The organism is Lentzea xerophila, from assembly GCF_051094245.1.
GTDB classification, from domain to species: domain Bacteria; phylum Actinomycetota; class Actinomycetes; order Mycobacteriales; family Pseudonocardiaceae; genus Lentzea; species Lentzea xerophila.
In genome coordinates this window covers 6,684,978-6,702,426 of the sequence record NZ_CP194934.1, presented here as the reverse complement: position 1 = coordinate 6,702,426, position 17,449 = coordinate 6,684,978, and the positions used below count along the sequence as shown (strand labels likewise).

Below are 17,449 nucleotides of genomic sequence, written 5' to 3'. Positions count from 1 at the left end.
TGACGCCGGGGGCGTTCGCGTTCTACGGGCTGACCGTGTTCCGCGCGACGACGAGGTCCGAGATCTTCTCCCAGCCCAGCTTGCGGTAGAGGTGCACGCCCTCGGTCGACGAGAACAGCAACCCGGTCCTCGCCCCGTCCTGCACCGCCTCGCGGACCAGCGCGCCCATCACGACACTGCCGAGGCCACGCCGCCGGTGCGCGTCCGCGGTCTCGATGCGGTGCGCGACAGCGTCTTCGCCCACGACGGCCATCAACCCGCTGGCCGCCACCTCACCGTCCGCCAGCACCCGCACGCCGATCACCGGGCTCCTGGTCACCTCCACCGCGTAGCCCGCGGGCGGTTCCGGTACCGGGTGGCCCGCCAGCGCGCGCCTCATGAACGTCTCGTCGGGCCGTGCCACGACCATTCCGGCCGCTTCGAGTTCCGCGCTGACCCTCTGCGGCTCGTGCGTGGGGACGCTCAGCCAGTTCGGTTCGCTCGTGGCTGCCACGATCCTGGCCATCGCGGTGGTTTCGGCGTCGTCCGTCGCGATCCACTCGAACCGCCGCTGCGGCCGGTCCACGTGGACGACCAGGTAGCCGTCGCGGTACTCGGACGTCAGCCCGTCGGCCGCGATCCAGCCGCGGTGCCAGCGCTCCACCAGTTCACCGATCATGCTTCCTGACGTTATGCGAAAGCCCCGCGACACGCGAACGTGTTGCGGGGCTTCCACTTCAGCTCGTCAGGAGCGGTCGAACTCCTGCGCGGCCAGCGCGCGCACGATGCCGGCCCGACCCTCGGACACCAGCCGGCGCAGGGCCGGCGGGTGCTCGTCCGCGAGCCACGCGTCAGCGGCCTCCACAGTGGACTTCGCGATCGACCACGCCGGGAACATGCCGACGACCATCGACTGCGCGCGCTCGGAGGAGCGGCGGTCCCACACGCCCTTCACGTCACGGAAGTAGCGCTCGACGTACGGCGCGAGCAGCTCCTTCTGACCGGGGTGCGAGATGCCCGCGATGATCGCCTCGCTGACCGCGTTGGGCAGGTCGTCGTCGTTCACGGCGCGGTCCCAGGCCTCGTCCTTCGCCGCGGTGGTCGGGCGCAGGGCGCGGGCCGACTGGGCCCGGCGGTGGCCGGTGGAGGTCGGGTCGCGCTCCTCCTCGGCGTTGATCTCCGCGAGGTCCGCCTTGCCGTGCGCCACCAGCGCCTGCAGCAGCCGCCAGCGCAGGTCGGTGTCGACGTCCAGGCCTTCCAGCACGGCCGAACCGTCGTACCAGCCGCGCAGGACGTCCAAAGTGGAGTCGTCGAGCACCGACGACGCCAACGCGTTGACGAACGCCAGCTGGTGGTCGGAGCCGGGCTCCGCGGCCTGGGCCAGTTCCAGCGCCTTCGCGACGAACCGGCGCCAGCCCTCCGCGCGCCACGAGTCGTCCGCGTAGGACGACAGCGAGGTCTGCGCCTGCAGCAGAAGCCGTTGCACCACACCGACCTCGGACTCGGAGTGCAGTCCGCCGAGCACCAGGTTCACGAAGTCGCGGGCCTTCAGTTCGGCCTCGCGGGTCATCTCCCACGCGGCCGACCAGCACAGCGTGCGCGGCAGCGGCTCGGCGATGTCGGAGATGTGGTCGATCAGCGCGGCCAGCGAGTCGGGGTCGAGGCGCATCGTGCAGTACGTGAGGTCGTCGTCGTTGACCAGCACGATCTTGCCGCGGTGCACGCCGACGAGCTCGGGGACCTCGGTGCGGTCGCCCGTCACGTCCAGCTCGTGGCGGTGCGTGCGGACGAGCTTGCCGGAGCCGTCGTCGTCGTAGACGCCGATCGCGATGCGGTGCGTGCGCAGTTCGCCGGCACCCGGACGCGCGCCGCCCTGCAGCACCGCGAACTCGGTGAACTTGCCCGAAGCGTCAACGGTGAACTTGGGGCGCAACAGGTTCAGGCCCGTCGTCTCCAGCCACTGAGCGCTCCACCACGACAGGTCGCGGCCCGACGCCTCCTCCAGCGCGCCCAGCAGGTCGGCCAGCGTGGCGTTGCCCCAGGCGTGCTTGCCGAAGTAGACCCGCAGGCCCGCCAGGAAGTTCTCCAGCCCGACGTACGCGACGAGCTGCTTCAGCACCGAAGCGCCCTTGGCGTAGGTGATGCCGTCGAAGTTGACCTCGACCGCCTGCACGTCGGAGATGTCCGCGGCGACGGGGTGGGTCGACGGCAGCTGGTCTTGCCGGTACGCCCACGACTTCTCGATCTTCGCGAACGTCGTCCACGCCTGGCGGTACTCGGTGGCCTCGGCCTGCGCGAGCACGGACGCCCAGGTGGCGAACGACTCGTTCAGCCACAGGTCGTCCCACCAGCGCATGGTCACCAGGTCGCCGAACCACATGTGCGCCATCTCGTGCAGCACGGTCTCGGCGCGCCGCTCGTAGAGGTAGCGGGTGACGCGGCTGCGGAAGACGTAGTCCTCGAGGAACGTGACGCAGCCCGCGTTCTCCATCGCGCCCGCGTTGAACTCCGGCACGAAGCACTGGTCGTACTTGCCGAACGGGTACTGCACCCCGAACGCCTTGTGGAAGAACCCGAAGCCCTGCTTGGTCTCGGTGAACAGCCGCTCGTGGTCCATGTGGGGAGCGAGCGAGGCGCGGCAGTAGATGCCGAGGGGGATGCGGAAGTCGCCCTCGACGAACTCGTCGAGCCACTCGGCATAAGGCCCGGCGACCAGCGCCACGATGTAGGTCGACATCGGCTTGGTGGTGGCGAACGTGTGCACGTCCGCGCCGCCCTCGCCGGCCTCGGTGGCGGTGATCTCGCCGTTCGAGATGACCTTCCAGTCGTGCGGTGCCGTCACCTTCATCGAGTAGACGGACTTGAGGTCGGGCTGGTCGAAGCACGCGAACATGCGCTTGGCGTCCGCGGTCTCGAACTGCGAGTACAGGTACACGCCGCCGTCGACCGGGTCGACGAACCGGTGCAGCCCCTCGCCGGTGTTCATGTACCGGCAGTCGGCCTCGATGGTGAGCTCGTTGGTCTCCGCGAGGTCCGGCAGCCTGATGCCGTCCTCCTCGCGGTACTCGGAGACGTCGAGCTCGCTGCCGTTGAGCACAGCGCGGTGCACGGTCGCCGCCACGATGTCGATCCACGAGGAAGCACCCGGAGTCCGGCTTCGGAACACCACGGTGGTGGTGGAGCGGAACGTGTCCGTACCCGGCTTTCCGCCGCCGTCGGTCAGGTCCAGCTCGATCCGGTAGGACTCCACTTCCAGCAGCTCAGCACGTTCCTGAGCCTGGTCGCGGGTGAGGTTGGGCGCGGCCACTGGTCACCTCGTCTGCCACGCGTCTGGTTACGCGCTGACGTCGTCGGGAATGGTTATGACTCCCGCATCCAATCACGGAACCGGCGTACGGGAAGAGATGACAGGGTGATCTCGTTGGGCTGATGGGGCGATAACCGCACCCAACGCGACAGAACGCGATCGAAGGGGCACGCATGGCCGACAAGGCGAAGGTCGACTTCTACTTCGACCCTCTCTGTCCGTTCGCCTGGATCTCCTCCCGGTGGATCCTCGAGGTGGAGAAGGTCCGCGACATCGACCTGAGCTTCCACGTGATGAGTCTTTCCGTGCTGAACGAGGGCCGCGACCTGCCCGAGCAGTACAAGGACCTCATGACCAAGGGCTGGGGACCGGTTCGCGTCGCCATCGCCGCCGAGCAGAAGTTCGGCAACGAAGTACTGCCGAGGCTGTACACGGCGATGGGCACGCGCATTCACAACGAAGGCAACCAGGACTTCGACGAGATCATCAAGCTGGCGCTCGCGGACGCCGAGCTGCCGGCCGAGCTCGCCGAGGCCGCGACCTCGACCGAGTACGACGAGGCACTGCGGGTGAGCCACCACCGCGGCATGGACCCGGTCGGCATGGACGTCGGCACGCCGACCATCCACATCGACGGCGTCGCGTTCTTCGGCCCGGTGCTCACGAAGATCCCGCGGGGTGAGGACGCGGGCACGATCTTCGACGGTGCCCGGATGCTCGCCGGCTTCCCGTACTTCTTCGAGCTGAAGCGCACTCGGACGGGTGACTTGGACTTCAGCTGAGTCCTCCGGCCGCGTTTTTTGTCAGGGGTGGTCGCTAGCGTCGTGAGACATGGCACACCACCGCGTCGAAGTCGCAGTTCAGGGGCCCTGGTCGTTGGCGACGTCCAGGGAGTTCTGGGAGGGCTTCACCCCGTCCGCGTTGCCTCACCGCGAGGGCGAGGCGCTGCGGTCGGCGTTCCTGGTCGAGGGTGAGTGGCGCCGTGCTTCGGTCTCCGTGACCCAGCGCGGCGCCACTGCCGTTCTGGAGCTGAGCGGTGGCGGCGACCTGGACCTGGCGGCGGCCCAGGTCTGCCGGTTCCTGTCGCTCGACGTCGACGGGCGGGAGTGGCCGGAGGTGGGTGCGCGGGATCCGGTGATCGCCGCGGCCCAGGCCGAGCTGCCCGGTTTGCGGCCGTGCGGGTTCTACTCGCCGTACGAGGCGGCCGCGTGGTCGGTGCTGTCGCAGCGGGTCCGCATGTCGCAGGCGGCCGCCTTGAGGGCTTCGCTGGCGCGGGACGGCGTGTTCCCGGCCCCGGCGGAGTTGCTGGCGCTCGACCTCGACCTGCCCGGTCGCAAGCCCGAGTACCTGCGGGCGGTGGCCGAGGCGGCGCTGGACGGGCTGCTGGACGCGGTCACCCTGCGTGCGATGAAGCCCGCGGCTGCCGTGCTGGCGGTGCAGCAGGTCAAGGGGCTGGGGCCGTTCGCGGCCGAGTTGGTCGTGTTGCGCGGGGCGAACGCTCCGGACGCCGTGCCGCACAACGAGTCCAAGCTGAACGACGAGGTCCGTAAGCGGTACGGCAGGCCGCTGGCCGAGGTGTCCGAGGCATGGCGGCCGTATCGGACGTGGGCGGCGGTGCACCTGCGCGTGCTGCGTGAGCGGCGGCTCGGAGGTGCGATGGCGCCTGCCTGAGCGTGACCGCCGCCAGATGATGTGACAGGCTGACGCGTTGTCAGTGCAGTGGTGTCACATCCACCTGGAGGGCTCTCGTGATCGAGGTCGTCAACCCCGCCACCGAGGAAGTCATCGGCACACTCGCCGAGGGCACACCGGCCGACGCCGACGCGGCCGTGGCCGCCGCGGTGGCCGCCTTCCCGGCGTGGTCGCAGACCTCGGTCGAGGAGCGGGCGAAGGTCGTCCGGACGATCATCGACGGCCTGCGCACCCGTGCCGACGAGCTCGCGGCGACCATGACCAGGGAAATGGGCACACCCCTCACGTTCAGCCGAAAGGTGCAGGTCGCGAACCCCATCGCCATCGCGGAGGGTGTCGCGGACGTGCTGGAGCGCGGCTACTTCGAGCCGGAGGAGATCGGCAACTCGCTGATCTTCCGCGAGCCGGTCGGGGTCGTCGCCGCCATCACGCCGTGGAACTTCCCGCTGCAGCAGATGGTCGCGAAGGTCGTTCCGGCGCTCGCCGCGGGCAACACCGTGGTGCTCAAGCCGAGCGAGCTCGCGCCGGGGACCGCGGACCTGCTCGCCGAGATCATCACGGCTGCTGTTCCCGAGGGCGTCTTCGGACTGGTGCACGGCACCGGGCCGGTCGTCGGTGAGGCGCTGGCCGCGCACGCGGACGTGGACATGGTGTCGTTCACCGGCTCCACCCGCGCCGGCCGCCGGGTGTCCGCCGTCGCCGCCGAGACGGTCAAGCGGGTCGCCCTCGAACTGGGCGGCAAGTCCGCCTGCATCGTGCTCGACGATGCCGACCTCGGGCGCGCGGTGAAGATCGCGGTCGCGAACTCGTTCATGAACAACGGCCAGGCGTGCAGCGCGTGGACCCGTCTGCTGGTGCCCGCCGCCCGTCACGACGAGGCCGTCGAACTGGCCGCGGCGGCCGCCGCGAAGTACACCTCGGCGGATCCGGGTGACCCGTCGACGCGCATCGGGCCGGCGGTGTCGAAGGCGCAGCGCGACCGGGTGGTCGGTTACATCCGCAAGGGTGTCGAGGAAGGCGCGACGCTCGCCGCCGGTGGACCGGAAGCCCCGCTGCCGCAGGGTTTCTACGTCGCGCCGACGGTGTTCGGTGGCGTGACGCCGGAGATGACGATCGCGCAGGAGGAGATCTTCGGACCGGTGTTGTCGGTCATGCCGTACACCGACGAGGACGACGCGGTGCGGATCGCGAACTCCACGATCTACGGCCTGGCGGGTGGCGTGTTCTCCGCGGACACCGACCGTGCTCTTCGCGTGGCCAAGCGGCTGCGCACCGGCCAGGTGGACATCAACGCCGCCGCGTTCAACACGAGCGCGCCGTTCGGTGGCTACCGGCAGTCGGGCAACGGCCGTGAGTTCGGGCGGTTCGGGCTGGACGAGTTCTGCGAGGTCAAGTCGGTCCAGCGGTAATTGAGCTGCGCGAGCCGCCGTGGCGTTGTATCACTGCTGCCATGGCTGACCCGGCGCTCAGTATCAGGATCATCACCGAATCCGACCTTCCCGAGTTTCGGCGGGTGATGGCGTGGGCGTTCCTCGACGACCCCGAGAACGTCGACGGCAAGTGGCTCAAGATCCTCGAGAACGACCGCACGCACGTGGTCCTCGACGGTGACGAGATCATCGGCACCGCGGGGATCCTCAGCCGGGAGATGACCGTGCCGGGCACCGTTCAGGCACCGGTCGGCGCCGTGACCGTCGTGACCGTCAAACCAGGCCATCGACGGCGGGGCGTCGCGTCGTTGCTGATGAAGACGCAGCTGCACGGCATGCACGAGAACGGCGAACCAATCGCGATCCTCTGGGCGTCCGAGGGGTCGATCTACCGCCGGTTCGGCTACGGCGAGCTGGCCAGCAGCTTCAACCGGATGACGATGCCGACGCGGATGGCGTTTCACCCCGGCGTCCCGGTGAGCGACACCCGGATCCGGCAGGTCACCCGCGAAGAGGCGCTGCCGTTCATGCGTGAGGTGCACGACCGGGTGCGTCGCACGCGAGTCGGCTGGCTGAGCAGGGTCGACGCCACCTGGGACGTGCAGCTCGCCGACCGCGAGGCCGATCGCGACGGCCTGACCTCCTTCCGGTACTGCCTGCACCCCGAGGGGTACGTGGTGTTCCGGGTCAAGGCCGGGGGTGGCCCCCGCGGGCCGCAGAACCAGCTGCACGTGAAGGAACTGGTGTGCGAGTCCGAGCAGGCGTACGCGGACCTGTACCGGTTCCTCCTGGACATCGACCTGGCGGCGGAGATCTCCTTCTACACCGCCGCCGACGACCCGATCCTGCACATGGTCGACGACCCGCGGAAGGTGGGTCGTGACCTCGCTGACGCGCTGTGGTTGCGGATCGTCGACGTCGGCCGCGCGCTGCCGCTGCGGCGCTATTCGTCCGATGTGGACAGTGTGATCGAGGTCGAGGACTCCTTCTGCCCGTGGAACTCCGGCCGCTGGCGCCTCACCGTCAAGAACGGCGAGGCGGTCGTGGCGCGTACCGAGGACCCTGCGGACGTGTCGCTCGACGTCGCCGCGCTCGGCAGTGCTTTCCTCGGTGGCGTACGGCTTTCCGTGCTCAAACGAGCACACCGCGTGGTCGAGCACACGCCCGGTCACGTGGATGCCTTGACGTTGGCGTTCCTCGGCACGTGTGAGCCGCACTGTCCGGAGGTGTTCTGACGGAACTCACGGCTGTGGTTGCTCGTTGACGGTTTACCTGGCGTGGGAGGTAATGCCGTGGGCACCATCGTGTGGGTTGTAGTGCTGGTACTGCTGGTCGCAGGGGTGTTTTACCTGGTCAGCCAGAGCAACGCGCGCAAGGCGCGTGAGCTCGACGACGCCAAGGCGGAGGCACGCCGCTGGGTCGAGCGGCTGGGCGGGCAGGTGATGAGCCTCACCGGCAGCAACACGGCCTCCACGCAGGCGATGGCGGACGCGTCCGAGCGCTTCACCGCCGCCGGCTCGCAGATGGAGCAGGCCCGCACGATCCCGCAGGCCCGGCTGGTCACCCAGACCGCGATGGAAGGCCTGCACTACGTGCGGGCGGCGCGTGAGGCCATGGGCATGGACCCCGGCCCCGCGCTGCCCGAGATCACCGGGCAGAAGCAGGCGGGTGCCGTCAGCGAGGACCGCAAGGTCATGGTCGAGGGCCACCAGTACGCCGCGTCGCCGCAGTCCGGTTCCGGCACGCCCTACTACTACCCCGGTGGGATGGTCGCCGGGCGCCCGGTGCCGCGTGGCTGGTACTCCGAGCCGTGGTGGAAGCCCGCGCTCGTGGCCGGCGCGTGGGGCATGGGCACGTTCCTGCTGATGGACGCCATGTTCTCGGGAATGCACGGCGTCGGCGACTACGGCATGGGCGACATGGGTGCCGGTGACCTCGGTGGCGACATGGGCGGTGCCGCCGACATGGGCGACACCGGTGGCTTCGACTTCGGTGACATGGGCGGCGGCTTCGACTTCTAGCCGCGGAAAGTGCTCACGAACTGAGCACTTTCCAGCCGCACCCCAAAACCCCTGGCCACCCCTTTTCCGGAGTCGATCCTCAGGGCTGGCAGGCGGGGCACCAGAACAGGTTGCGCGCCGCCAGTTCCGTGGTCAGGACCCCGGTGCCGCAGATCAGGCACGGATCCCCGGCGCGGCGGTAGACGTACACCTCACCGCCGTGCCGGTCCACGCGCGGTGCACGGCCCATGGCGCGGGGCATGTGCTCGCGCCGGACGGTGTTGATCTGGCCGACCTTCACGCCGTCCTTCATCAGCACGACCAGGTCGTCCCAGATCGTGTCCCACAGCTCGCGGCTGACCTTGTCGCCGGGCAGCAGCGGGTTCACGTTGTGCCGGAACAGCACCTCGGCGCGGTAGACGTTGCCGACGCCCGCGAGGATCTTCTGGTCCATCAGCAGCACGGCCAGCGGCTGCTTCGACCGGATGATCCGCTCGTAGGCGCGGTCCGGGTCGGCGTCCCTGCGCAACGGGTCGGGCCCGAGCCGTTCGCGGATCGTCTTGACCTCGGCGGAGTTCAGCACCTCGCACGCGGTCGGGCCGCGCAGGTCGGTCCAGTGCGTCTCGCCGGCCATCCGCATCCGGACCTGGCCCACTGGTAGCAGCACCGGCAGCGGCGACTCGGTGAACGTCCCGTAGAGCCCGAGGTGGACGTGCACGATCGCGTCCGGGCCGTAGACGTGGAAGAGGTGCTTCCCGTGTGCCTCGGCGCGAACGAGCCTGCGGCCGTCCACGAGGGACGCCGCGAAGCGTCCCTGTGGACTCGTGACGGCCACGGGCTTGCCCGCGTACCGGCGCTGGTGCAGCCGTGCGAGGCGGTGCAGCGTGTGACCCTCAGGCACGCTTGTTCTCGTCAGCGCTGCTTTCGTAGGCGCTGACCAGATCAATGCGGCGCTGGTGCCGCGGCTCACCCGAGAACGGCGTCTTCAGGAACGCCGAGACGATCTCGGTCGCCTCCTCGGTGGTGTGCTGACGAGCGCCGATGCCGACGAGCAGGGCGTCGTTGTGCTCGCGGGCGAGCTGCGCGGTGGCGATGTTCCACGCCAGCGCGGCGCGGGCGCCCCTCACCTTGTTCGCGGCGATCTGCTCGCCGTTGCCCGAACCGCCGATGACGACTCCGAGGCTGCCGGGGTCGGCGACGACCCGCTCGGCGGCGTCGGTGCAGAACGAGACGTAGTCGTCCTGGGCGTCGTACTCGTGGGCGCCGACGTCGACGACCTCGTAACCCTGCTCCTTGAGAGCCATGGACAGATGGGACTTCAGCTCGAAGCCAGCGTGGTCTGCTGCCAGATAAACGCGCACGTCACGGAGTCTGACACGATGGTCGGCGTGTTCAGCCAGGAGGGGTACCAGCTGAGGCTGGAGTGGGGGCCCGACGGCGTCACCGCGCTGCGGGGCTGTGACGTGCTGATCGTCGTCGACGTGCTGTCGTTCACGACGTCCGTCGACCTGGTCGTCGGCAACGGCGGCCAGGTCCGGCCGTCGCGGTGGAAGCCTGCTTCCGGGAAGACGCTGCGACCAGCGTCACTCGTCGGGAGCACGGGATTGGTCGAGCTGCCGTCGCCGAACGGGTCGAACCTGTGCGCGCTGGCGGCCGAGACCGGTGCCCACGTGCTGGCGGCCTGCCTGCGCAACGCCTCGGCGGTGGCCGCGCGTGCCGCTGAGCTGGGAGAGACGATCGGGGTCGTCCCCGGCGGCGAACGGTGGGGGCTCGACATCCTGCGCTCCGGCCCGCGCGAGTTCGGGCCGTTGCGGCCGTGCGTCGAGGACTACCTGGGCGCGGGGGCGGTCCTGGCCGCGCTGGACGGGACGGCTTCGCCTGAGGCGCTGCTCGCGGCCACGGCGTTCCGGAACACCGATGTCGCCGCCGCGGTGAGAGCGTGCGGGTCGGGCCGGGAGCTGATCGGCAACGGGCACGCCGCCGACGTGGACCTGGCCGTGGAGGTCGGGGTGAGCACCGCCGTCCCGATGCTGGTCGACGGGGTGCTGCGGTGATCGAGATCGCGGACGGAGTGTTCGTCCGGCGGCACACCGAGCTGGATCTCACGCTCGGTCTCATCACCGGATCGGGCGACTTGCTGCTCGTGGACTCCGGCATGGACCCGGCGCTCGCGCGCGAGGTCCGCCCGTCGCGGATCGTGCTGACGCACAACCACTTCGACCACGTGCTGGCCACCGAGGCGTTCCTGCCGTGCGAGGTGTGGGCGCACGAGGACTGTTCGGTGGACGAGAGCCTGCTCGAGGACCGCGCGAAGTACTACGCGGAACCGTTCGAGGGCAGGCTGATCGCGCCCACGCACACGTTCCGCGACTTCGTCACGCTGGACGTCGGTGGCCGCCGGGTCGACCTGCACCACTTCGGCCCGGCGCACACCTCGCACGACGTGGTCGTGCACGTGCCGGACGCCGGGGTGGTGTTCGCGGGCGACCTGGTGGAGCAGGGCGCTCCCGCTCAGGCCGGTCCGGACGCGACGCCGTCGAACTGGCGTGCCGTCCTGGACCGGGTGCTGGAGCTGAACCCGCGGATCGTCGTGCCGGGCCACGGCGACCCGGTCGACGCGCGGTTCGTGCGGGAGATGGCCATCCCCGGCCCGGCTAGCCCGGGGGCCAGCTGAGGCCGCGCCCGCCCAGGACGTGGCAGTGCACGTGGAAGACGGTCTGGCCGCCGTCCCTGCCGGTGTTGAAGACGAGCCGGTAGCCGGATTCGTCGATGCCCTCGGCCTTCGCGACCTGGTGCGCGGTGGCGAGGATCTGCCCCGCGAGCACCGGGTCGACGTCGCCGATCTCCCTGTGGTGCTCCTTGGGGATCACCAGGAGGTGCGTGGGCGCCTTGGGGTCGATGTCGCGGAAGGCGAGCGTCGTGTCGGTCTCCGCCACCACGGTCGCCGGGATCTGGCCCGCGACGATGCGGCAGAACAGGCAATCGGTCACACCGGCATCGTATTGGTACCGCCTGTTGGTTGCGTTGGACTCTGTTCTTCTTGCCCGTCCGGTGTCTCATCAGCTTCGCGATCGGCGTGCCGCTGGTGGTCCTCGCGATCCCACAAGTTCTCAGTGGACGAAGCAGAACTCGTTGCCCTCAGGGTCCCGCATCACCTGGAAGCTGCCCTTCTCGTCCGTGACGACCAGCCCCTCGCGCGACGCCCCGAGACTCGTCGCCCTCACGACCGCGGCCTCGATGTCGTCGACCTCGAAGTCGAGGTGCAGCCGGTTCTTCACGTCCTTGCGCTCCGGCACCGGCTGGAACGACATCCGCACGCCACCCGGCGGTTCGACGTGCGCCCAGCCGAGCTCGCGGTTCACCGGTTCACCGCCGAGCAACTCCGCCCAGAACCGGACGAGCCGGCTCGGGTCGTTGCTGTCGATCACGATCTGTTCCAGCCGCATGGTGTGACGCCTCCACGGGTGCTCGCCGAGCCCGTAGCGTGTCAGATCCCGTGCGGCGGCCAGGTTCAGCGCGTGAAGTCGGGGGCCACCGCGTCCCAGGTGGCGCCGGACAGCACCGCCGCGGCGGCGACGCCGACGAGTGCCAGCAGCACCACGGTGACCATGAGGTGGCCCAGGTAGCCGCCGTTTCTCGCCGATGCCTTGGCCATCGAGGAGCCCACCTTCATCAGCACGGCCCCCAGCCCGAAGCCGATGAAGTACACGACACCCACCGGCAGCCCGGACGGCAGCACCGTGCCGAGCATCGACCCCATGTCCGCCGGCGCCTCGTGGCGGTGCCAGAACCCGAACACGATCGAGGCCCATCCCACGAACCCGAAGCCGGCGATGGCCATCCCGGCCACGATCACGAGCCGTCCCGGACCACGGCCGTGGAAGAGCCCGTTGATGCCGGTCTCGTCGTAGTCGTGCTGGTGCTGGTGGTTCCCTGGGAAGTGCTGGTCCCCGTGTGCCTGGTAGACGCGCCCGCGCCCGGACGCCCGCCCGCGCATGTTCATTCGTTGATCACCTGATCTCCACCGGCCTGGTACACCCTGCCGTGCCCGGACGCGCGGGCGCGCATCGTCACGTCGCTGTGCCGAGCGGGCTTCTTGCGCAGGCCGTGCCCTTCCAGTTCGTCCACGATCCGGCGCAGGTCGTACTCCGCGTCATCGGCGCGCAGCCGCAGGTACTGGCACCGCGCCAGCGCGGCGATGTCGGACGGCAGCGGCACGTCCGTGAGCCGCGACGCCTCGCCGACCAGTACCGGGATCACGGTGACGCCGCAGCGGAACGCCTCCGCGATCTCCACCCGCATTCAGTCGTCGGGCCGGTCCAGCGCCCGGCCGCCACGGGAGTCCGGCGCCGCCAGCCAACGCGTGCCGATGATCGCCAGCAGCACCCGCGCCGTGCGCACCCCGGTCAGCAGCGCGCGGGTGAAGTCGGCGCCGGACGGGATGGCGGTGCTGCCGAGAAACACCTCGTCAGCACCGAACCGAGCGGCCAGCTCACGGTGCACGAGCACCGCCGTGGTGGGCTCGTCGTACGAGCGGTAGTTGATGAAGATCTGCGGCATTGACGTGATGCTCCTCACTCACGGTGAGGAGCAGCGTATTGACGTTTGACAAACCAGTCGACGCCAAAACCATGCCAACAACATGACAGCCGCCAACAACCCACGCCCGCGCGGCGTGGGTGCCCAATGCGCGCGGGTCCTGGATGGACGCCCGAGGTCCAGCCCGATATCCGCCGGGGCCGGGGGAGGGGCTTTGGTGCCCGGCCCCCAAGAAAAGGCCGAGACGGTCTGCGCTCTCCGCAGACATAGGTCGGCCTCGGCCGCGAGCAGGGCTTCGTGAGGCCGCGGCAAGGGGATCCCGGCAAGGCGACCCAGGGAGATGGGGGTCCGGGGGCGGGCCCCGGCGTGGGGGTCTGGGGGCTCGGCCCCCAGGAAAAAGCCGAGAGGCCGACCAAGGTCTGCGCTCTCCGCAGTACATGGCCGGCCTCGGCCGCGCCCGGAACATTGGCGGGGCCAAGGCAAGGGGATTCCGGCAAGGCGACCTGGGGGATGAGGGTCCGGGGGCGGGCCCCGGCGTGGGGGTCTGGGGGCTCGGCCCCCAGAAAAAAGCCGAGAGGCCGACCAAGGTCTGCGCTCTCCGCAGACATAGGTCGGCCTCGGCCGCGAGCGGGCGACGGGAATCGAACCCGCGTAGCTAGTTTGGAAGACTAGGGCTCTACCATTGAGCTACGCCCGCGTTGCGGCCCCGTGTGGGGCTGCGATCACTACTTTAGCGGGTGGCGGTAAGCTACGTACAACCGGGGCGTGGCGCAGTTTGGTAGCGCACCCGCTTTGGGAGCGGGGGGTCGCAGGTTCAAATCCTGTCGCCCCGATCGGTTGACGAAACCCGCAGCGACTCATCGCTGCGGGTTTTCGCATTCAACGAGCGAGGTACCGGCTCGCCCACGCCGCGAGCACCTCGGCCACGTAGGTGGCGTCCGCGTGGTCGGTCAGCAGGTGGTCGGCGCCGTCCAGGGAGACGAACGACCTGGGGTGGCGGGCCGAGTCGAAGATGAGCCTGGCGTTGTCGACGCCCACCGTGTCGTCCTGCGGGGAGTGCATGACGAGCAGCGCGCGGTTGAGGCCGGCGATGCAGGCGGTCTGGTCGTGCTGGTTGATGTCGTGCAGGAAGCCGTTGCTGATCCGGAACGGTCGTCCGGCCAGCAGGACCTCGGCGACGCCGTGTTCCTCGATCTCCGCTTTGGACGAGCCGAGCAGGTGTTCCACGTGGGTCGTGTCGGCCGGGGCGCCGATCGTCACGACGGCGCGTACCTCCGGGATGCGGTGTGCTGCGGCCAGTGTGGCGGCACCGCCCAGTGAGTGTCCGATGAGGACGCTCGGGGCGCCGATGGTGTCGCGCAGGTGGCCGGCCGCGCAGACGAGGTCGTCGACGTTGGAGGTGAACGTGGTGTTCGCGAAGTCGCCGCCGGACTGGCCGAGGCCGGTGAAGTCGAAGCGCAGGACCGCTACGCCGCGTGCCGCCAGCTCGCGGGAGATCCGCGTGGCCGCGACCGAGTCCTTGCCGCAGGTGAAGCAGTGCGCGAACACGGCGGTCGCCACGACGTCGCCCGTGGGGAGTTCGAGCCGGCCCGCGAGTGCCTGGCCGTTCGTGCCCGTGAAGACCGCTTTCCGGTTGTCCATGCCCTCTATCGTGCGTCACGTGCGCTACCAGTACCTCGACGCCCGGCTGCGGCAGGCGTTCGACGACGCCAAGCTCGATCGCGGGCAACGGGCGTTGCTGCAGGGTGTGTTGCGCGCCCTCGACCCCGACGCGCATCTCGGTGAGCACGTGGCGGGGCTCAACAGCGCGTTTCTCGCCGTCACCCGTGCGCAGACCGCGTTGGAGAGTCACGCGACCGAGGACCAGCCGCGGTGGAACCTGTTGCGTCGCATCATCGCCACCTCGATCGCGTGCATGGACGCCGCCAAGCCCGCCTACGCCCACGGTGGCGGGCTGGAGCTCGCCAAGGCCCGCAGGATCCTCGTGCAGGTCGACGCGGCCATCGCGGCCGACGGCCAGAAGCTCGATCCTCAGGTCACGGCCGCCGCTGCCGCGAAGCTCGACCCGCGGGCGTTGCGCAAGGCCGTGCGGAAGTGGGTCACTCCACTGTGGAACGGTGTCGAACTTCCGTTGCGCGCCAGGATGATCGCCGAGGTGGCGGTCGTCGTGGCAGTACACGGCCGCGACGGCAGGCAGCTGCGGGCGGACCTGCTGCGGTGGCTGAAGAAGCCCGGCGCCGACCTCGGGGAGGTGCTGTGGCCGCAACGGCGCAGGCACGTCGTGGCGTTCGTCGTGCGGGGCGCGCGGGTGTTGCGGCACCTGGACGAGCTGCTGCCGCAGGCGCGGCAGGAGCCGTTGCACCGCAACAGGTTGCCGAAGGACGACTTCCTGGCCGGCGCGGTCGACGGCTCGTCGGTGCTGGTGCGGCTGCCGGTCGAGGCCGCGGACGTGCACACGGCCGCGCAAAGGGGCCGCAGGATCCTCAACGAGGTGCTCGACCAGTATGCGGCGGGGGAGCGGCTCACCGAGTTGCACATCGCGCCGGTCTGGCAGGTCAGCAGCCCCGCCGGACGGGTCACGCGTGGAACCGAGCACCAGCGCACGGTCAACAACGCCTACCCGCTCACCGCCTACTGGCCGGCCGAGCTGCGCAGTGCGATGCGGGTGGCGAACCTCGCCCGCCAGGTCGACGCGCCGATGGCCAGCGCCGGGCTCGCGTGGAGTGCGCTGGAGGCGACCGGGCTCGACCCGAGCAAGATCGCGTGGCTGGCCAAGGCGTGTGCGCTGCAGATGTTGCGGCAGCACCTCATCAGCCTGCACGTCGTGGTCACCAACCACGACACCGAGCTGCGCGGGCCCCTCGACGCGCAGGTGCCGACCACCGGCGTGAAGCACCACCTGAAGTCCGTGGACGCGTGGCTGGAGGTGCTGGTCGGCCACAACCGCCCGGACGACCGGCTGCGGGCCGCCCAGGACGCGGTCACCGCGCTGGCCGAGAACGAGGGCGGACTCGTTCAGGACCTCACCGAGCTCTGGCGCGCGAGGCTCGCGGACTCGAAGCTCCTGGCGGACTGGTTGCGCGAGCAGGAGGACACCGCCGCAGCGGTGCTGGAGTGGCTCTACGTCACCAGGAACCTGGCGTTCCACGCGGGCCGGTTCGCCTCGCCCGCCGACACCCTCACCGCCCACGCCGGGCAGGCCGTCGTGGACCTCACGCTCGAGTTCCTCGGGAACTGGCGCACCGTCGAAAGGCTGCGGCAGGACCGGCGCGGAGAACAGCAGAGCCGGCAGGAGACCTCCGCTGTGGAGATCTACCGCCGGCTCGCGCAACGGGAGGACCAGCTGGTGGCCCGGCTCAGGCGGGCGGGGTCGGTTCGCCGGCTGAGCGTCGAGGACATCTCCGGGCCCGACGAGAAGTGGTGGTCCCGGGGCAGGCAGTGAGGACGAAAGTTACGGCTTGGCCTTCGTGAGCCAGTCCTCGGCCCGGTCCGGGTTGGCCTCGATCCACCGCTTCGCCGCCTCGTCCGGCGACATCTTGTACTTCGCGATGAACGACGCGACCGTGTCCTGCTCGTCGTTGCTCCACTGGAAGTTCTTCACGAGCCGGGCCGCCGGGCCGCCGGACTCCATGAACTTCTTGGACGCGATCTTGTCGAGCTCGTAGCGGGGGTAGTCGCAGGCGACCTTGGTCGCGTCCGCGTCGCAGCCGGCCGTGTAGGCGGGCAGGTCGACCTTGACCAGTTCGATGTCGAGGTGCAGCCACTGCGGCTCGAAGAAGTAGCCGATCAGCGGCGTCTTCTTCTCCTCGGCCTGGCGGAACGCCTTGATCAGCGCCTGCTCGCTGCCCGCGTAGACGACCTTGTAGTTGAGGCCCAGGTTCTTGACCAGTGCCTCGTCGTTGGTCACGAACGACGGGTCGCCGTCGAGCACCTGGCCCTTGCCGTCGGACTCCGCGGTCTTGAACTTGTCCGCGTACTTGTTGAGGTTCTGCCAGTTCGTGATGTCCGGGAACTCTTTCTTCATCCACGGCGGCACGTACCAGCCGATCACGCCCTTGTTGCCGGACGGGCCCACCCGCACGGCGGTGCGCTTCTCCTCGATGTACTTCTGCTTCAGGTCCTCGTGACCCCAGTTCTCCAGGATCACGTCGATCTCGCCGGAGTCGAGGCCCTGCCAGGCCGTCTGTTCGTCGACCTCCTTCTTCGTCACCTTGCAGCCGAGCCGCGTCTCGGCGAGGTACGCGACCACGGCCGCGTTCGCCTCGTAACCGACCCACGGGTTGACCGCGATGGTGACGGAGCCGCAAGGCTCGGTCGGGGCTGCCGAACTGGAGCGCGGTGACGCCGTCGATCCACTGCCACATCCGGCAACCGTCAACACGAGTGTCATTGCCAGAGCGATTCTGGGGGCTTGCACGAACAGCTCCTCGTCGAGGGGACGAGCGGTTACAGGAGACCGCTTCGTTCAGCTTTTCCCCATCGATCAGATGACGTCAAGTCGT

At 69.5% G+C, this 17,449-nt stretch carries 19 protein-coding genes and 2 tRNA genes; 9 read left to right on the top strand and 12 right to left on the bottom strand.

Features of this window, described 5'->3' with window-relative positions; all coding sequences use genetic code 11:
• Window positions 1-22: 22 nt before the first annotated feature.
• Window positions 23-658: a GNAT family N-acetyltransferase gene (locus tag ACRSBM_RS31835; RefSeq protein ID WP_434449015.1), complete on the bottom strand. Its 636-nt coding sequence runs from the start codon at window positions 656-658 to the stop codon at window positions 23-25.
• Window positions 659-724: 66 nt separating this feature from the next.
• Entirely contained in the window at window positions 725-3,286 is a 2,562-nt protein-coding gene (gene pepN, locus ACRSBM_RS31830) for an aminopeptidase N (RefSeq protein ID WP_434449013.1), read from the bottom strand.
• 173 nt (window positions 3,287-3,459) lie between these two features.
• Between pepN and ACRSBM_RS31825 the strand changes: the two genes are divergently transcribed.
• The 5 genes from ACRSBM_RS31825 to ACRSBM_RS31805 all read left to right on the top strand — a co-directional run bounded on the left by ACRSBM_RS31825 (window position 3,460) and on the right by ACRSBM_RS31805 (window position 8,429).
• The gene (locus tag ACRSBM_RS31825; protein ID WP_434449011.1) at window positions 3,460-4,068 is read left to right on the top strand and encodes a mycothiol-dependent nitroreductase Rv2466c family protein; all 609 of its coding nucleotides are present in this window, start codon (window positions 3,460-3,462) and stop codon (window positions 4,066-4,068) included.
• Between the two features lie 49 nt (window positions 4,069-4,117).
• Entirely contained in the window at window positions 4,118-4,957 is an 840-nt protein-coding gene (locus tag ACRSBM_RS31820; protein WP_434449009.1) for a DNA-3-methyladenine glycosylase family protein, read from the top strand.
• A gap of 77 nt (window positions 4,958-5,034) precedes the next feature.
• Window positions 5,035-6,387 (top strand): aldehyde dehydrogenase family protein, encoded by a 1,353-nt coding sequence (locus ACRSBM_RS31815; protein ID WP_434449007.1) that lies wholly within the window; start codon window positions 5,035-5,037, stop codon window positions 6,385-6,387.
• A 41-nt stretch (window positions 6,388-6,428) separates the two neighbouring features.
• On the top strand, window positions 6,429-7,643 hold the full coding sequence (locus ACRSBM_RS31810; protein ID WP_434449005.1) for a GNAT family N-acetyltransferase: 1,215 nt from the start codon (window positions 6,429-6,431) through the stop codon (window positions 7,641-7,643).
• A 57-nt stretch (window positions 7,644-7,700) separates the two neighbouring features.
• On the top strand, window positions 7,701-8,429 hold the full coding sequence (locus ACRSBM_RS31805; RefSeq protein ID WP_434449004.1) for a hypothetical protein: 729 nt from the start codon (window positions 7,701-7,703) through the stop codon (window positions 8,427-8,429).
• Window positions 8,430-8,508: 79 nt separating this feature from the next.
• Here ACRSBM_RS31805 and ACRSBM_RS31800 read toward each other — a convergent pair whose 3' ends face one another.
• Both ACRSBM_RS31800 and ACRSBM_RS31795 read right to left on the bottom strand, forming a co-directional pair.
• Window positions 8,509-9,309, bottom strand: a complete 801-nt coding sequence (locus tag ACRSBM_RS31800; RefSeq protein WP_434449003.1) for an Fpg/Nei family DNA glycosylase — start codon at window positions 9,307-9,309, stop codon at window positions 8,509-8,511.
• Complete coding sequence (locus ACRSBM_RS31795; RefSeq protein WP_434449001.1) at window positions 9,302-9,769, bottom strand: ribose-5-phosphate isomerase; 468 nt, start codon at window positions 9,767-9,769, stop codon at window positions 9,302-9,304. Before ACRSBM_RS31795 ends, ACRSBM_RS31800 begins: the two co-directional genes overlap by 8 nt.
• Before the next feature lie 18 nt (window positions 9,770-9,787).
• Between ACRSBM_RS31795 and ACRSBM_RS31790 the strand changes: the two genes are divergently transcribed.
• Window positions 9,788-10,462 (top strand): 2-phosphosulfolactate phosphatase, encoded by a 675-nt coding sequence (locus tag ACRSBM_RS31790; protein ID WP_434448999.1) that lies wholly within the window; start codon window positions 9,788-9,790, stop codon window positions 10,460-10,462.
• Window positions 10,459-11,082, top strand: a complete 624-nt coding sequence (locus ACRSBM_RS31785; RefSeq protein ID WP_434448997.1) for an MBL fold metallo-hydrolase — start codon at window positions 10,459-10,461, stop codon at window positions 11,080-11,082. Before ACRSBM_RS31790 ends, ACRSBM_RS31785 begins: the two co-directional genes overlap by 4 nt.
• Here the strand turns inward: ACRSBM_RS31785 and ACRSBM_RS31780 are convergent.
• From ACRSBM_RS31780 to ACRSBM_RS31755, 6 genes are all read right to left on the bottom strand, one after another.
• Entirely contained in the window at window positions 11,063-11,398 is a 336-nt protein-coding gene (locus ACRSBM_RS31780; RefSeq protein ID WP_434448995.1) for a histidine triad nucleotide-binding protein, read from the bottom strand. The genes ACRSBM_RS31785 and ACRSBM_RS31780 overlap by 20 nt on opposite strands.
• 120 nt (window positions 11,399-11,518) lie before the next feature.
• On the bottom strand, window positions 11,519-11,854 hold the full coding sequence (locus tag ACRSBM_RS31775; protein ID WP_434448993.1) for a VOC family protein: 336 nt from the start codon (window positions 11,852-11,854) through the stop codon (window positions 11,519-11,521).
• Between the two features lie 65 nt (window positions 11,855-11,919).
• Window positions 11,920-12,411 (bottom strand): hypothetical protein, encoded by a 492-nt coding sequence (locus tag ACRSBM_RS31770; RefSeq protein WP_434448992.1) that lies wholly within the window; start codon window positions 12,409-12,411, stop codon window positions 11,920-11,922.
• The gene (locus ACRSBM_RS31765; protein ID WP_434448990.1) at window positions 12,408-12,704 is read right to left on the bottom strand and encodes a hypothetical protein; all 297 of its coding nucleotides are present in this window, start codon (window positions 12,702-12,704) and stop codon (window positions 12,408-12,410) included. The genes ACRSBM_RS31770 and ACRSBM_RS31765 overlap by 4 nt, the downstream gene beginning before the upstream one ends.
• A gap of 6 nt (window positions 12,705-12,710) precedes the next feature.
• Window positions 12,711-12,968 carry a hypothetical protein gene (locus tag ACRSBM_RS31760; RefSeq protein ID WP_434448989.1) on the bottom strand — a complete coding sequence of 86 codons (258 nt, stop codon included), beginning with the start codon at window positions 12,966-12,968 and terminating at the stop codon, window positions 12,711-12,713.
• A 605-nt stretch (window positions 12,969-13,573) separates the two neighbouring features.
• Window positions 13,574-13,644: transfer RNA gene (locus ACRSBM_RS31755), tRNA-Gly, on the bottom strand.
• 62 nt (window positions 13,645-13,706) lie between these two features.
• Between ACRSBM_RS31755 and ACRSBM_RS31750 the strand changes: the two genes are divergently transcribed.
• Window positions 13,707-13,780 (top strand) — tRNA-Pro (locus ACRSBM_RS31750).
• A 46-nt stretch (window positions 13,781-13,826) separates the two neighbouring features.
• Here ACRSBM_RS31750 and ACRSBM_RS31745 read toward each other — a convergent pair.
• On the bottom strand, window positions 13,827-14,588 hold the full coding sequence (locus ACRSBM_RS31745; RefSeq protein ID WP_434448987.1) for an alpha/beta hydrolase family protein: 762 nt from the start codon (window positions 14,586-14,588) through the stop codon (window positions 13,827-13,829).
• 19 nt (window positions 14,589-14,607) lie between these two features.
• Between ACRSBM_RS31745 and ACRSBM_RS31740 the strand changes: the two genes are divergently transcribed.
• Window positions 14,608-16,389: a hypothetical protein gene (locus ACRSBM_RS31740; RefSeq protein WP_434448985.1), complete on the top strand. Its 1,782-nt coding sequence runs from the start codon at window positions 14,608-14,610 to the stop codon at window positions 16,387-16,389.
• A gap of 9 nt (window positions 16,390-16,398) precedes the next feature.
• On the opposite strand, the gene ACRSBM_RS31735 is transcribed toward ACRSBM_RS31740, so the two are convergent.
• Window positions 16,399-17,337 (bottom strand): ABC transporter substrate-binding protein, encoded by a 939-nt coding sequence (locus ACRSBM_RS31735; protein ID WP_434448984.1) that lies wholly within the window; start codon window positions 17,335-17,337, stop codon window positions 16,399-16,401.
• Window positions 17,338-17,449: the final 112 nt, after the last annotated feature.

What these genes read in the sequence shown, in the direction of transcription:
- ACRSBM_RS31825 (WP_434449011.1), top strand. Translation starts at nt 3,460, where the DNA reads ATGGCCGACAAGGCGAAGGTCGACTTCTACTTCGACCCTCTCTGTCCG.
- ACRSBM_RS31770 (WP_434448992.1), bottom strand. Translation starts at nt 12,411, where the DNA reads ATGAACATGCGCGGGCGGGCGTCCGGGCGCGGGCGCGTCTACCAGGCA.
- ACRSBM_RS31745 (WP_434448987.1), bottom strand. Translation starts at nt 14,588, where the DNA reads ATGGACAACCGGAAAGCGGTCTTCACGGGCACGAACGGCCAGGCACTC.
- ACRSBM_RS31760 (WP_434448989.1), bottom strand. Translation starts at nt 12,968, where the DNA reads ATGCCGCAGATCTTCATCAACTACCGCTCGTACGACGAGCCCACCACG.
- ACRSBM_RS31790 (WP_434448999.1), top strand. Translation starts at nt 9,788, where the DNA reads ATGGTCGGCGTGTTCAGCCAGGAGGGGTACCAGCTGAGGCTGGAGTGG.
- ACRSBM_RS31835 (WP_434449015.1), bottom strand. Translation starts at nt 658, where the DNA reads ATGATCGGTGAACTGGTGGAGCGCTGGCACCGCGGCTGGATCGCGGCC.
- ACRSBM_RS31735 (WP_434448984.1), bottom strand. Translation starts at nt 17,337, where the DNA reads ATGACACTCGTGTTGACGGTTGCCGGATGTGGCAGTGGATCGACGGCG.
- ACRSBM_RS31820 (WP_434449009.1), top strand. Translation starts at nt 4,118, where the DNA reads ATGGCACACCACCGCGTCGAAGTCGCAGTTCAGGGGCCCTGGTCGTTG.
- ACRSBM_RS31810 (WP_434449005.1), top strand. Translation starts at nt 6,429, where the DNA reads ATGGCTGACCCGGCGCTCAGTATCAGGATCATCACCGAATCCGACCTT.
- ACRSBM_RS31775 (WP_434448993.1), bottom strand. Translation starts at nt 11,854, where the DNA reads ATGCGGCTGGAACAGATCGTGATCGACAGCAACGACCCGAGCCGGCTC.